Raw genomic sequence first — 15,110 nt, forward strand, 5'->3', positions numbered from 1 at the left:
TTCGCGCTCGATCTTCATCATAGCGGCCTGTCCGGTTCCCGGCGAGAAAGCTGACCGGGCAAGAGCGACCATTTGCGGAGACCCAACATCCGTTCGGGCTGAGCCTGTCGAAGCCCTGCTCTTTCTTTTGGCTTATGTTGGAAGAAAAGTGCGGCCCTTCGACAGGCTCAGGGCGAACGGATGCGGACGTTCCTTTTACCCTCTCCCGCCTTCGCGGAAGAGGCAGCGGAGACTTGGCAGCTTGCTGCCTAGTCGCAGTCGGTGAGGGCCTTTTTCGTTCTACACAGGCACTTCCGGCCTGCAGGAAGAAAGACCCTCACCCAACCCTCTCCCGTAAAGACGGGAGAGGGCTTAAAAATCCGACGCTCCCCAATCCACCCAAATCAGCCAGCCTCGCTCAATGAAAATCCCGTGATTTGGGCAATATCCGCACATCGCGCGGGTGTCTTCTGGGGGACGGTCGTTGCGGCTTTCCACCTTCCTGCCCTTCGTTCAGCCGGGCCAGCGCTTCGCTGGCGTCCGTCACCCGATCGACCATCAGGTGAACGACATTTTCCTTGCTGCGCTGGACTTCGCCGTCGATCAGCATCAGGCGGGAGGCCATTACGGCGCGGCGCTGTTTTTCCATGTCGCGTGCCCAGAGCAAGGCGTTGACGATGCCGCTTTCATCCTCGATCGTGATGAAGACCGCATTGCCCTTGCCCGGTCGCTGGCGGGTCAGCACCACGCCTGCCACCCGGACCTTCGCGCCGTCCTTCGCGGCATTGACGCCTGCACAGTCGATCGCACCCTGCCGCGTGAAATGGCCGCGCAGGAATTGCATCGGATGCCCCTTCAGCGACAGGCGGTGGGTGGCGTAATCGACCGCCACTTCCTCCGACAGGGGCATGACGGGCAAAGCGGCATCCGCTTCCCGGCCGAGTTCCGGCAAGTCCTGCGCGGCGAACAAGGGCAGTTGCGCGGGCGGCACGCGGCGCGCTTCCCAGCCGGCTTCGCGTCGGCTCTGGCCGATGGAGCGCAGCGCGTCGGCATCGGCCAGCAAATGCAGCGCGCGGGACGGCAGGCCGACACGGCGAGCCAGATCCTCCATGTCGCGGATCGGCGCATCGGCCCGCGCCGCCATCAACGCATCCGCCCATTCCTGCCGAAAGCCATCCATCCGGTCGAGGCCGAGGCGCAATATCCGCTCGCCCTCCAGACTGCTGTACCAGTCGCTCGCCTGCACATCGATCGGCCGTACCTCCACGCCATGCTCCTGCGCGTCGCGGACCAGTTGCGCGGGGGCATAGAAGCCCATGGGCTGACTGTTGAGCAGAGCGCAGGTAAAAACGGCGGGATAATGGCATTTCAGCCAGGAGGAGACATAGGCGAGCCAGCCGAACGCCTGCGCATGGCTTTCGGGGAAGCCATATTCGCCAAAGCCCTTAATCTGTTCGAAACAGCGTTCGGCGAAATCCTGCGGATAGCCGCGCTTCGTCATGCCGGTGATGAATTTTTCCTGCCAGTTGCCGATGTCGCCGCGATTGCGGAAGGTTGCCATGGAGCGGCGCAGGCCATCGGCCTCTGCCGGGGTGAATTTGGCCGCCTTGATGGCAAGGTTCATCGCCTGTTCCTGAAACAGCGGCACGCCCAGCGTCTTTTCCAGCACCTCTTTCAGTTCATAGGGATTGCCCGGCGGCCCCGGATAATCGTGCGCTTCTTCTCCCGCCCGCCGCCGCAGATAGGGATGGACCATGCCGCCCTGGATCGGGCCGGGGCGCACGATCGCGACCTGGATGACGAGGTCGTAAAGTTCCTTGGGCTTCATGCGGGGGAGCATGGCGATCTGGGCGCGGCTTTCGACCTGAAAGGTGCCGATGCTGTCGCCCTTTTGCAGCATCTTGTAGGTGGCTTCATCCTCCACGGGCACGCGGTCGAGCGTCAGGTCGCCAAGATCGTGGCGGCGCATCAGGTCGAAACTCTTGCGGATCGCGGTGAGCATGCCGAGCGCCAGCACATCGACCTTCATCAGTTGGAGCGTGTCGAGATCATCCTTGTCCCATTCGATGAAGGTGCGATCGGGCATGGCGGCATTGTGGATCGGCACCAGTTCGTCGAGCCGGCCATGGCTGAGGACGAAACCGCCGACATGCTGCGACAGATGGCGGGGATATTCGAGCAGGCGGCTGGCCATGTCGCGCAGGCGGGCGAGTTCGGGGTTGGCGGGATCGAAGCCGGCTTCAGTGACGCGGCTTTCGGGCACTTCCTCGCCGCCCCAACTGCCCCAGACGGTGCCGGAGAGGCGGGCGGTCACATCCTCGGTCAGGCCCAGCGCCTTGCCGACTTCGCGGATCGCGCTGCGCTGGCGATAGCGGATGACGGTCGCGGCGATGCCCGCCCGGTCGCGGCCATAGCGGCGGTAGATATATTGCATCACTTCCTCACGCCGCTCATGTTCGAAATCGACGTCGATATCGGGGGGCTCGTCACGGTTTTCGGAGAGGAAGCGGGAGAAGAGCAGTTTCTCGCGCACCGGGTCGATCGGGGTGACGCCCAGCAGATAGCAGACCAGCGAATTGGCGGCGGACCCACGCCCCTGACACAGGATCGGCGGGTCGAGGCTGCGGGCATAGGCGACGATGTCGTGGACGGTCAGGAAATAATAGGCATAGTTGCGTTTGCGGATCAGGTAGAATTCTTCCTTCAGCGTCTTGCGATAGGCAGGGGGAAGGCCGTCAGGGAAGCGCGCCTGCGCCTTTTCCTGCACCAGATGTTCCAGCCAGTCCTGCGGCTGCCAGCCTTCGGGCACCGGCTCGTGCGGATATTCGTAGACCAACTGGTCGAGCGTGAAGGCGATGCAGGCGAGCAAATCCTGCGTTGCGGCAATCGCCCGCGGGCAGGCGGCGAAGAGGCGCGCCATTTCATCAGGGTGCTTCAGATAGCGTTCGGCATTGGCGGCGAGACGCTTTCCGGCGGTCTGGATCGTCAGCCCTTCGCGGATGCAGGTGAGGATATCTTGCATCGGGCGGTCGTCGGCTTCCGCGTAGAGGGCATCGTTGGTGGCGATCAGTGGAACGCCGGTCTGTGCGGCCAGCGCATTACGCCGGGCCAGCATCCGGGCGTCGCGGCCGGACCGGCCCATCGTGGCGGCGAGCCAGAGATGGGGCGTTGCCTCGCGCAATCGGTCCAGCAGCGCCGCATCGCCATCCATCGCGATCAGCGCCATATCCTGCGCATGGTCGATCAGGTCGGGCAGGTTGAGGGTGCAGTCACCCTTGATCGTGCGCCGGTTGCCTTCGGTCAGCAGCCGGGTCAGGCGCCCCCAGCCCAACCGCGTGCGGGGATAGGCGACGATATCGGGCGTGCCATCGGCGAACACCAGCCGCGCGCCGACGATCAGGCGCATGCCGCCGGCCAGCACGCCCAGATCCTTCATCGCCTGATGCGCGCGGACGACGCCGGCGACCGTGTTGCGATCGACAATGCCGATGGCGGTCATGCCGAGGTGCGCGGCCTGCACCACCATGTCGCGGGGGTGGGAAGCGCCGCGCAGGAAGCTGAAATTGGTGGCGGCAACGGTTTCGGCAAAGCCGGTCATGCGAACAGGCCGTGCAGGTACCAGCTTATGTCGGCTTCTTCGCCGAACAGGCCATGGCGGAACATCCAGTAGCGGCGGCCGTCCTTGTCCTCGATCCGGTAATAGTCGCGGGTGCGCCCTGCCCCGCCCGGCTGATGCCCCTCGCGCCGGCGCCACCATTCGGCCGCGATCCGCTCCGGCCCCTCGGCAAGGCGCACTTCATGCAGGTGGTCGCGCCAGCGGAAACGTTGGGGCGGGCCGTCGGGGACGCCGGCGATCACCGCGACCGGCTGGGGCGGATCGAACAGCAGCAGCGGCCGGGGCGGATGGTCCGTGGTGGCGGGCCATGGATGCAGCTTGGCCTGTGTTGCGGGGACGAAGGCCTGCGCGGCTTCGGGGATATGGCGGTCGCGGGGCTGGAGGCGACGGACCTTGTCAGGGCCAAGGCGGATGCCGAGCCGGTCGATCAGGGCGATGATATGGGCCTCGCCGGCCTTCGCCTCCTCCCCCTCCATCACCTGTTGCCGTTCGGTGAGTGGCTCGACCTGCGGCACCGCCAGCAACACCGCGTCGAAGCCGAAACCGGGATCGAGCGGATCGGCCAGCGTGTCGATGCGTTCGCGCAGCAGGCGCAGCACGGCGGCGGGATCGCGCACCGGCTGGCCCGTTTCTATGCTGAGCCCCTGTCGCGCGCCATCACTGCGCAACAGGCGGATGACGAAGCGGCGCCCGCCGAGCTTACGTGCCTCCATCTGCCGCGCGGCCTGCCCCAGAAGATCCTCGATCACGTCCATCACATCCTCGGTCCGGGCGATGGGTTCGGGGAAGCGAGCTTCGGCATGGATGGGCGCGGATGGATGGCGCGGCGCGATCGGGCTGGGTGCTTCGCCCAAAATCTGACGCAGGCGGGTGACGGCCTGCTCCCCGAAGCGCGCGGCGATCATGCCCATGGGCCGGCGAGCGAGGTCGCCGATGCTGCGCAGGCCAGCGCGGCGCAGGGCGGCCAATGCGCCATCGTCCAGATCGAGCGCGGCGACCGGCAGGGCGTGGATATCGCCACGGGCGCGGCCATGACGCGCCAAGGCACGGGCCGCCATGGCATTGGCGCCGAAACCATGGCGGCTGGCATAGCCGGCCATGATCCGCGCCTGCCGCGCCAGTGCCTGCGCGCCGCCGAACAAATGGGTGCAGCCGCTGATATCGAGGATCAGCCCATCGGGCGCATCGAGCGCGACCATCGGGGTGAAATGGCGCATGATTTCCAGCAACCGGTCCAGTTCGCGCGCATCGGCGGGCAGATCGGCCGGATGCGTGGCCAGCGTCGGACAGCGCGCCCGCGCATCGGCCAGCGTCATGCCGGCCGCCAGCCCCTGCGCGACGGCCACCCGGTCCACCGACGCCAGCCGCAGCGCATTGCCGACCCGCGCAACCAGCGCAAAGGGCGCCGGTTCCGCGTCAGGCAACCTGTCGCTGGCTGTCGCGGCCTGCATCCGTTCGCAGGCGAGAAAAGGGAACCACAGCGCCAGGCAGAGGCGATCGCCCGGTTTCTCCTCCTGCGCGCCCCTCTCCTGCATCCCTGTTCCTGAAACATCCATGTTCCGCATCCCATGACAACAGCCAGCGCCCGCCCGCAGGCCCACTGCGACAGCGGAGCAATTCGGCTTCGATCGTCGGCAGGCCGGGCGCGTCGGCCTCCAGCGGGATCGATGGCGCGCTGCGGATCGACCAGCGGGTCTGCGCACCGCTTGATCGCTGTTCCGCATCGCCGCGCAGCAGCATGATGCTGGCGCCGGAGGTTTCGGCGGCCAGCACCAGCCGGCGGCTGGCGGTCAGGTCATAATCGGCAAAGCGTCCCTCGCTTTCCATCAGCACCATGAAAACGCCCGGACAGCGCGCTGCCTCCAGTCCTGCACGCAGCATTTCCACTTCACTGCCCGCTTCCACGATGGTCAGCCGATTGGGATCAATCCCCAGCAGGGCCAGCCCGTCCCCGGAAAAGAGCGTCGGCAAGCGCTGTCGCCGCGCCGCCCGCAAGGCGAAGATCGCCCCTGCCTGCGCCCCTGGTTCCTGAGACAGGTCCTGGGTCAGGGCGAAGGCGAGCGCCGTCGCCCGGTCCGGCGCGGTGCAGTGGATTTCATGCAGATGCCCCCTTACAAGCGCCGGGAAGGGCATGTCTGCCGCTGGCCCTTGCCGTCTTGTCGGACGGATGCCGTTGATGGGAACGCTGCCTGCCATATCTCGAATCGCTCAATATGTTCTCTTTATGTTCCCATTTTCGACGTGCGTCCACTCTGGACTTTCGGGTCGAGGCAGGCGGTTGAAGATCAATGAACATAGATCCAAGGGCGCAACATTTCGTCATGCGATGAAATTTGCGCAATATTACGCAATGCGCCGTAATGTTCCGAAATTCTTGTTTCTTAAAAGACACATAGCGCGAAAAGTCGTTGTTTAACAAAAGCGCAATATTGACGATATGTGCCATCCCAAGGCACGCCTGCTCCACCAACTCGAAGCGGTCAACGACATAGACTGCGCGGGTCGCATCTAGCGTATCGAAGGGAGTATCTCATGACATCGGCTGAATTTTGCCGGCGCCTTCTGGCGTCGACGGTCCTGCTCGGCCTGGCGACGCCGGCCTTTGCCCAGGCCAGCGATGACAATGCCGCCGCCAGTGACGACACGATCGTCGTCACCGGATCGCGCATCGCCCGCCCCGATCTGCAACAGGCATCGCCCATCTCGATCGTCAGCAGCCAGGAACTGAAGCTGAGCGGCAAGGCCAATGTCGAGGCGATCATCAACGACCTGCCGCAACTGATCCCCAGCACGACCGCCGCGTCGAACAATCCGGGTGGCGGCGTGTCGACCGCCGACCTGCGCGGCCTGGGTGCGCAGCGCACGCTGGTGCTGGTCGATGGCCATCGTTACGTGTCCTATGACTCCAATCAGGTGGTCGACCTCAACACCGTTCCCGCCGGCCTGATCGACCATGTCGAAGTCGTGTCGGGCGGCCGCTCCGCCGTCTATGGCTCCGACGCGATCGCCGGCGTCATCAACTTCGTGATGAAGAAGAATTTTTCCGGGGTCGAAGCGAACGCCAATTATCGCCTGAACGAGGAAGGTGATGGCGGCACGTTCAACACCAACATCCTGCTGGGCCAGAATTTCGCCGACGGGCGCGGCAACATCACCCTCTATGCCGACTATATCAAGCGCAACGGCGTGGACCAGAGCGCGCGCAGCTATACCAAGCAGACCTATACCGACGATGGCGAGGGCAATCTGGTCGCGGGCGGATCGGGCTCCATTCCCGGCACGCGCATGGCGCTGAACAACAGCCAGTATAAGTTCAATCAGGATGGCAGCTATTCCGCCTATAGCGCGGCGACCGATGCCTATAATTATGCTCCGTCCAACTATTTGCAGGTGCCCCAGAAGCGCATCCTGCTGAGCGGTCAGGCGCATTTCGACGTCAGCGATCACCTGACCCTTTATGGCGAGGGCCAGTTCATCAAGAACAAGGTCCGCAACAAGCTGGCCCCGACGCCCTTCACCGGCACGGTCGATATCGACACCGATTCCTCCTTCCTGTCGGCGGAATCACAGGCGTTGCTGGCGGCGGCCGATACGGATGGCGACGGTTATACCTCCGCCAATATCTATCGCCGCCTGACCGAAGTGGGCGACCGTATCTCGAATGTCGACAACACCGCCTATCGCGCGCTGATCGGAGCCAAGGGCAATATCAGCGGCGACTGGAATTACGACGCCTATTACAGCTATTCCCGTACCAAGCAGGTCGAGACGCAATATGGCAATGTGTCGCGCAGCCGGGTCGAACAGGCGCTGCGGACCACCTATGATGCGGACGGCAATCTGGCCTGTTCCGACACCAGCAATGGCTGCGTGCCGCTGAACATCTTCGGCGCGGGGAATATCAGCGACGAGGCCGCCGACTTCATTTCGATCACGACGCGCAATGTCAGCATCATCACCGAGCAGGTGGCGAATGCGGCGATTACCAACGGCAATCTGTTCGATCTGGGCGCCGGCCCGGCCGGCATCGCCTTCGGCGCGGAATATCGGTCGGAAAAGGGCAGCTACAATCCCGACGAGGCGCTGTCTTCGGGCGACGTGGTCGGCTTCAACGCCGGTCAGGGTCTGGGCGGCAGCTATAATGTGAAGGAGCTGTTCACGGAAATCAGCGTTCCGCTGCTCGCGGACCTGCCTCTGGTGCACAAGCTGGACTTCAACGGCGCCTATCGCTTCTCACATTATTCGACCGCGGCGAAGAATGTCAGCACCTTCTCGGCCGGCCTGATCTACGCGCCGATCAAGGACATCACTTTCCGTGGGCAATATAGCCGGGCCGTGCGTGCGCCGTCGGTTTATGAGCTGTATTCCGGCCAGTCGCAGGACTTCCCGACCGCGACCGATCCGTGCGCGACCGACGCCGCCACGACCAGCGCGACCCTGTCGGCGAGCTGCCTGGCCAGCAGCGTGTCTTCGAGTGCGCTGGGCACCGATTTCTACGGCGGCAGTTCGCAGATCGAATCCGTGACCGGCGGTAATCCCGACCTGCGCGAAGAAACGTCGAACACCTGGGGCCTGGGCGTCGTCCTGCAACCCAGCTTCGCGCCGCGCCTGTCGCTGACGGTCGATTATTACAACATCAAGATCGACAATTATATCTCGACCGCCGGCACCGCGAACATCATCCGCGCCTGCTATGGCGACGAGGCGAATGGCTGGACGCCCTATGACAGCAGCTATTGCTCGCTCCTGCCGCGCAACGCCACCAGCAGCGAGATTGAGGGGGCGGTGAACCTTCAGTCGAACACCGGCGGCCTGAAGACCTCCGGTGTGGACTTCGAGCTGAACTATAGCGTGCCGCTCAATTTCGGCGTGTTCGGGGCCAAGACCGGCAAGCTGGCCTTCCGCGTCGCGGGCACCCGCCTGATCCGCTACGACCTTAACCCGGTGGCGGCGATCGCGGAACTGAACCAGAGCTGTGCGGGCAAGTTCGGCGTCAATTGCGGCGATCCCTATTCCAAGCTGCGCCTCAATAACCGCATCACCTGGAGCAGCGGGCCGATCACGCTGGGCGTGACCCATCGTTACCTGTCGAGCGTTCGGGACGATGACGACACCACGACCTACACGGTCGAGAAGATCAAGGCGTACAACCTGTTCGACCTGGCGCTTCAGGTGCAGCCGACCGAGCGCTTCGGCTGGTCGATCGGCATGAACAATGTGTTCGACAAGAAGCCGCCGGTGCTGGGCGACAACCAGCAGCAGGCGAACACCTATCCGTCGACCTATGACGTCTATGGCCGTGCCTTCTTCGTCAACGCGTCGGTGAAGTTCTGATCCGATGCCGGCCGGGCGGACTTCGCCCGGCCGGCTTTTGCGGTTTTCGATGACAGGCGCGTGCAAATCGGCTAGGAGCGGGGCGATGTTTCGGGGCACCTTCCTGTTCATGTGCATGCTGCTCGCGTCGCTGACCATGGCGACGGCGATCCATGCGCGCGAACTGGCCGGGGCGTTCGACATCGAATGTTCCGGCTATGTGCACAGCGATACGGATGAGGATCGCGCGCCGGGCGACAGCGATCAGGCCGTGACCCATCATCATGGCAGTTGCCATGGCGCGGCGGCTTTCCTGCCGGCGCGCAGCGTTTCTCCCAATATTTTCGCTTTCCTGAGCAGCCCCACCCGACCGCATGAGCGGTCCGCGCTGGGGCGCTGGATTTCCGGTCCCGATCTGCGGCCGCCCATCGCCTGATCCCGTCTCACCTGCCGTGACCGCAACTGCGGATCGCGGTCTGATGCGATTCGATCAGGATGTTTTCCAATGCACAAGATCATTGCGGTCCTTTGGGCCGCCACAAGCTGTGTCGCGATGGCGCAGGCGCAGAGCGATGTCGCCCCGACATCGGTCCCTGTCGCCGCCCCATTCACCCTTGAACAGGCGCTGAGCGCGGCCGGTGCCAGCGCGCCCGCCGCCGATGCCGCAAAGGCCGGCGTGGAGGCGGCGCAGGCCGCTCGCACCGTCGCGGGCCTGCGCCCCAACCCCACCATCCAGACCGAACTGGAAAATGTCGGCGGATCGGGCGCCTATAATGGGTTCGATCAGGCCGAAACCACGGTCGGGCTGAGCATCCCGATCGAACTGGGCGGCAAGCGCCCGGCGCGGGTTGCCGTGGCCGATGCACAGGCGCACCGCGCCCGGCTGGGCGCGGCGATCGCGCAGGCCGATGTCCGGCTTCAGGTGACATTGCTCTATATCGAGGCGGTCGCGGCGCAGCGGCGCGGCAGCATCGCCGCCGACCAGTTGCGTATTGCCGGCAACGCCCATGATGCCGCCGCGCTGCGGGTCCGGGCCGGTCGCGCCTCCCCGATCGAGGAACAGCGCGCCAATGTGGCCCGCCTGAATGCGCAGGCCAACGCCGAGCGGACGCAGCGGCTGGCCATGGCCGCGCGCACGAATCTGGTCCGGCGGATCGGCCAGCCGGTCGATGCGCCGCTGGACGAGGGGTTGCTCGACCGGCTTCCTGCTGCGGTGCAGGGGCCGCAGCAGTTGGACAGTCGGGGCACGCTGGCGATGGCGGCGGCCGATGCCGACCTGTCCACCGCCGATGCCGGCGTCCGCCTCGCCCGGTCGCAGCGCGTGCCGGACCTGACGGTCGGACCGGGCGTGCGACGCCTGTCCGCCAGCAATGATCTGGCGGCGGTGTTCAGCGTCTCCTTGCCCATTCCGCTGTTCAATGCCGGCCGCGCCGGCGTGGCGCAGGCGCGGGCGCAGCAGCAGATGGCGCAGGCGCAGAAGCGGATGACCGCGCTTGACGTGGAGCAGGCGATCACCGATGCGCAGGCGGAAGCGGACATTACCGCCACGCTGGCGCGCAACGCACAGGGACCGGCGATGGCCGCCGCGCAGGAGGCCGCGCGGATCGCCCGCATCGGATATCGCGAGGGGAAGTTCGGGCAACTCGATCTGCTCGATGCCGAGCGGACGCTGGCCGACACCCGACTGGCCGCGATCGACGCGCTGGCCGCCCATCATAATGCCCAGGCCCGGTTGGAGCGGCTGACCGCTCCCGCGCCGCAGGAGGAATATTGACCATGACAATGACGATCCGTGCGGCGTTGCTGCCGCTGCCCCTCGCCCTGATGCTCGCCGCCTGTGGTGGCGGGACGGAGGCGGGCAATGCCACCGCCGCGAAGGAAGAAGAGCATGGCGATGAAGGCCATGCGGATGAGGGCAAGATTGTCCTGTCCGACGAGCAGATACGGTCGGCCGCGATCCAGATCGGCCGGCCGACCATCGGCGGGTCCGGCACGCTGGAACTGCCCGCCACGATCGAGAGCGATCCGCAGGCGATGCAGGTCGTGTCCGCCGCGATCGGCGGGCGGATCGTGTCGCTGACCCGCAATCTGGGTGAGACGATCGGGCGCGGCCAGACGCTGGCCGTGATCGAAAGCCGGGAAGCGGCGCTGATGAAGGGCGAGGTCGAGGCTTCGCGCGCCCGGCTGGCGCTGGCCAACAGCAACCTGTCCCGCGAGCAAAGGCTGTTCGCGCAGCGCGTGTCGCCGGAGCAGGATCTGATCGCCGCCCGCACCGCCGCGACGGAAGCCCGTATCGCCTACCAACAGGCGACGGGGCAACTGGCCGCGACCGGCGGCGGTGGCGGTGGCCTCAACCGGATCGGCATCGTCGCGCCGGCATCAGGGCAGGTGATTTCGCGCAGCGTCGCGCTGGGCCAGACGGTCGATGCCAATGCCGAACTTTATCGGGTCGCCAACCTGTCGACGGTGTCGCTCTCGCTCCAGTTGCAGCCGGCCGATGCCGGGCGGGTGAAGCCGGGCAATAGCGTCACCGTGACGGCAGCCGGGCGTCAGGCCAATGCGCAGGTACGCTTCGTGTCACCGGTGCTGGATGCGCAGACAAGGCTGGTGCCGGTGATCGCCATCCTCGACAATCGCGAGGGCCAGTGGCGCGCGGGCGAGCCGGTGACGGCGGCGGTGCAGCTATCGGGCGAAGGCGGCGACAAGGCGATCGCCGTGCCCTCCACCGCCGTCCAGACGGTCGAGGGCAAGCCGATGGTGTTCGTGCGGACGCCGGGCGGTTTCCAGGGCATACCCGTCACGCTGGGCCAGTCCAGCGGCGCGATGGTGATCGTGAGGTCGGGCCTGAAGGGCAGCGAGACGATCGCCACCACCAACAGCTTCACGCTCAAGGCCGAACTCGGCAAGGGCGAAGCCACGCATGAGGATCATTGAGCCATGATCGCCCCCATCGTCAACTGGGCGGTCCAAAAGCGCTGGCTCGTCCTGCTGCTGACCGCCATCGCCGCCATCATCGGCGGTATCGCCCTGCATCGCCTGCCGATCGACGCCGTGCCGGACATCACCAACAATCAGGTGCAGATCAATGTCCGCGCCCCTGCCCTGTCGCCCGAACTGGTCGAAAAGCAGGTCGCCTATCCGATCGAAACGGCATTGGCGGGGATCGCCGGCCTCGACCATAGCCGGTCGATCAGCCGCAACGGCTTTGCCCAGATCACTGCTGTCTTCGATGAATCCACCGACATCTATTTCGCCCGCCAGCAGGTCGGCGAGCGGCTGAACGGCGTGACTGAAAGCCTGCCCGCCGGGGTCAGTCCGGAAATGGGACCGATCGCCACCGGCCTTGGCGAAGTCTATATGTGGACGGTGCGGCTGGAGCATCGCCAGGATGACACCCACCTGCCCGGCGAGCCGGGGATGCAGCCGGACGGCAGCTATATCACGCCCGAAGGCGACCGGCTGACGACAGATATCGACAAGGCGACCTATCTGCGCACCGCGCAGGACTGGATCGTTGCGCCGCTGCTGAAAAATACCAAGGGTCTGGCCGGGATCGACGCGATCGGCGGGTACAGCAAACAATATATGGTCATCCCCGATGTTCAGCGGCTGGCCGCGCTGGGGCTGACACTGACCGACCTTGGCACGGCATTGGAGCGCAACAATACGGCCGTCGGTGGCGGCTTCATCGACCGCAATGGCGAGGGGCTGGCGGTGCGGTCCGACGCACTGATCCGCAACGCCACCGAATTGTCGCGCATCGTCGTATCCACGCGCGAGGGCGTGCCGATCACGCTGGGCCAGGTCGCGACGGTGAAGACGGGGCAGGCCGTGCGCATGGGTTCAGCGTCGGAGAATGGCACAGAGGTCGTGGTCGGCACCGCGGTCATGCGGATCGGCGAGAATAGCCGGACGGTCGCGACCGCCGTGGCCGATCGGCTGAAGAGCATCAACGCCTCCCTGCCGCCTGACGTGATCGTGCAGCCGGTGCTGGATCGCACCGCTTTGGTCAATGCGACGATCGGAACGGTTGCGAAAAACCTGACCGAAGGCGCGCTGCTGGTCATCGTCGTGCTGTTTGCGCTGCTCGGCAACTGGCGCGCGGCGCTGATCGCGGCGATGGTGATCCCGGTCACGATGCTGCTCACCGGCTTTGGCATGTTGAAGATCGGCGTGTCGGCGAACCTGATGAGCCTGGGCGCGCTCGACTTCGGCCTGATCGTCGACGGTGCGGTCATCATCGTGGAAAATGCGCTGCGCCGCATGGCGGAGGCGCAGCATCGGCAGGGCCGGCTGCTCACGAAGAATGAGCGGCTGCATATGGTGGCGCTGGCATCGCGGGAGATGATCCGGCCGTCCGTCTATGGGCAGGCGATCATCATGCTGGTCTATGTGCCGCTGCTGACGCTGACCGGGGTGGAGGGCAAGAGCTTCGTGCCGATGGCCGCCACGGTCATCATCGCGCTCGCCTTTGCCTTCATCCTGTCGCTGACCGCCGTGCCGGCCGCGATCGCGATCTGGCTGTCCAATCGCGTCGAGGAGAAGGACGGGCGGATCGTCGGTTGGCTGAAAGCCCGCTACGAGCCGGGCCTCGATCGGGCGATGGGGCGGCCGACGATGACGATCGGGGCCGGCATCGCAGGTTGCGTGGTCGCGGTTGCGGCCTTCCTGTCGCTGGGGCAGGTGTTCCTGCCACAACTGGATGAGGGCGACCTGCTGATCCAGGCGCTGCGCATCCCGGCGACGTCGGTGCAGCAGAGCCAGGCGATGCAGCGGCCGATCGAACAGATGGTCGGCAAGCAGCCCGAAGTGCAGTTCGTCTTTTCCAAAACTGGCACGGCCGAACTGGCATCCGACCCGATGCCGCCCAATGCCACCGACATGTTCGTGATCCTGAAACCGCGCGACCAATGGCCCGACCCGCGCCTGAGCAAGGCGGACCTGATCGCCCGGCTGGAGGGGAAGCTGGCGCAGTTTCCGGGCAACGTCTATGAAATCACCCAGCCGATCCAGATGCGCTTCAATGAACTGATCGCGGGCGTTCGTGGCGACGTGGCGGTGAAGGTGTTCGGCGAGGATTTCGACGCCATGAACCGCACGGCGAACCAGATCGCCGCCGTGCTGCGCAAGACGGAGGGCGCCACCGACGTCAAGGTGGAGCAGACCGCCGGCCTGCCGATGCTGGACATTCGCGTCGATCGCGACGCGATGGCACGGGTCGGCGTGACGGCGCAGGATGTGCAGGATGTGGTGACCGCGACGATCGGCGGGCGGACGTCGGGCATGATCTTCGAAGGCGACCGGCGCTTCCCGGTGGTCATCCGCCTGTCCGATACGCAGCGGGCGGACCTCACCGCCCTCGCCCAGATCCAGATGCCGGTCGCCGGCGGTGGCTTCGTGCCGCTGGCCAGCGTCGCGCAGATCCGGGTGATCGACGGTCCCAACCAGATCAGCCGCGAAAATGGCAAGCGCCGCGTCGTCGTGCAGGCCAATGTCCGAGGCCGCGACATCGCCAGCGTGGTCGAAGATGCGCAGGCGGCGATCGCAAAGGACGTCCGCCTGCCGGCGGGCAGCTATCTGGAGTGGGGCGGCCAGTTCGAAAATCTGGCGTCTGCGCGTGACCGGCTGATGCTGGTGGTGCCGGCCTGCTTCGTCCTGATCCTGTTGTTGCTGCACGCGGCGCTGGGATCGGTGCGGGATGCGGCAATCGTCTTTACCGGCGTGCCGATGGCGCTGGTCGGCGGGGTGCTGGCGCTGTTCCTGCGCGGCATGGACTTTTCCATCAGCGCGGCGGTGGGCTTTATCGCCCTGTCCGGCATTGCGGTGCTGAACGGGCTGGTCATGGTGTCCTCCATTCAGGATCTCATGCGATCAGGCATGGATAGGCTGGAGGCGGCGCGGCTGGGCGCGGTGCAGCGATTGCGGCCGGTGGTGATGACCGCGCTGGTGGCGAGCCTGGGCTTCGTGCCCATGGCGATCGGCAGCGGGGCCGGCGCGGAAGTGCAGAAACCGCTGGCCACGGTAGTGATCGGCGGGCTGCTGTCGGCGACGTTGCTGACCTTGTTCGTGCTGCCGACGCTCTATGCCCGTTATGGCGGGCGCCGTCCGGTCGATGCAGCGACCGACGGCCTGCCCCAGCCGGAAGCCGCTGGCTGATCGCCGGTAGCGAGGGGCGGCGCGGACATCCTCCGCGCCGCCCTGC

The 15,110-nt window shown here is 65.6% G+C and carries 8 protein-coding genes; 5 read left to right on the forward strand and 3 right to left on the reverse strand.

Translation table 11 applies throughout. The features are described from left to right. Positions 1–397 precede the first annotated feature (397 nt). The 3 genes from ACNHGR_RS06500 to ACNHGR_RS06510 are packed head-to-tail and all read right to left on the reverse strand — an operon-like array spanning position 398 to position 5,791. On the reverse strand, positions 398–3,577 hold the full coding sequence (locus tag ACNHGR_RS06500) for an error-prone DNA polymerase (RefSeq protein WP_475284803.1): 3,180 nt from the start codon (positions 3,575–3,577) through the stop codon (positions 398–400). After that, entirely contained in the window at positions 3,574–5,130 is a 1,557-nt protein-coding gene (locus ACNHGR_RS06505) for a Y-family DNA polymerase (RefSeq protein ID WP_475284805.1), read from the reverse strand. Before ACNHGR_RS06505 ends, ACNHGR_RS06500 begins: the two co-directional genes overlap by 4 nt. Beyond that, positions 5,012–5,791 carry an ImuA family protein gene (locus tag ACNHGR_RS06510; RefSeq protein WP_475284807.1) on the reverse strand — a complete coding sequence of 260 codons (780 nt, stop codon included), beginning with the start codon at positions 5,789–5,791 and terminating at the stop codon, positions 5,012–5,014. Before ACNHGR_RS06510 ends, ACNHGR_RS06505 begins: the two co-directional genes overlap by 119 nt. A 336-nt stretch (positions 5,792–6,127) precedes the next feature. Between ACNHGR_RS06510 and ACNHGR_RS06515 the strand changes: the two genes are divergently transcribed. From ACNHGR_RS06515 to ACNHGR_RS06535, 5 genes are all read left to right on the forward strand, one after another. Further along, positions 6,128–8,929 (forward strand): TonB-dependent receptor, encoded by a 2,802-nt coding sequence (locus ACNHGR_RS06515; RefSeq protein WP_475284809.1) that lies wholly within the window; start codon positions 6,128–6,130, stop codon positions 8,927–8,929. An 85-nt stretch (positions 8,930–9,014) separates the two neighbouring features. Then, complete coding sequence (locus ACNHGR_RS06520) at positions 9,015–9,344, forward strand: hypothetical protein (RefSeq protein ID WP_475284811.1); 330 nt, start codon at positions 9,015–9,017, stop codon at positions 9,342–9,344. Positions 9,345–9,413: 69 nt separating this feature from the next. Further along, positions 9,414–10,682, forward strand: coding sequence for a TolC family protein (locus ACNHGR_RS06525; protein WP_475284813.1), 1,269 nt, complete (start codon positions 9,414–9,416; stop codon positions 10,680–10,682). A 2-nt stretch (positions 10,683–10,684) separates the two neighbouring features. Further along, positions 10,685–11,842: an efflux RND transporter periplasmic adaptor subunit gene (locus tag ACNHGR_RS06530; protein WP_475284815.1), complete on the forward strand. Its 1,158-nt coding sequence runs from the start codon at positions 10,685–10,687 to the stop codon at positions 11,840–11,842. Positions 11,843–11,845: 3 nt separating this feature from the next. Continuing rightward, complete coding sequence (locus ACNHGR_RS06535) at positions 11,846–15,064, forward strand: efflux RND transporter permease subunit (RefSeq protein ID WP_475284817.1); 3,219 nt, start codon at positions 11,846–11,848, stop codon at positions 15,062–15,064. The last annotated feature ends 46 nt before the right edge of the window (positions 15,065–15,110 follow it).

The organism is Sphingobium sp. RS1 (genome assembly GCF_056156825.1).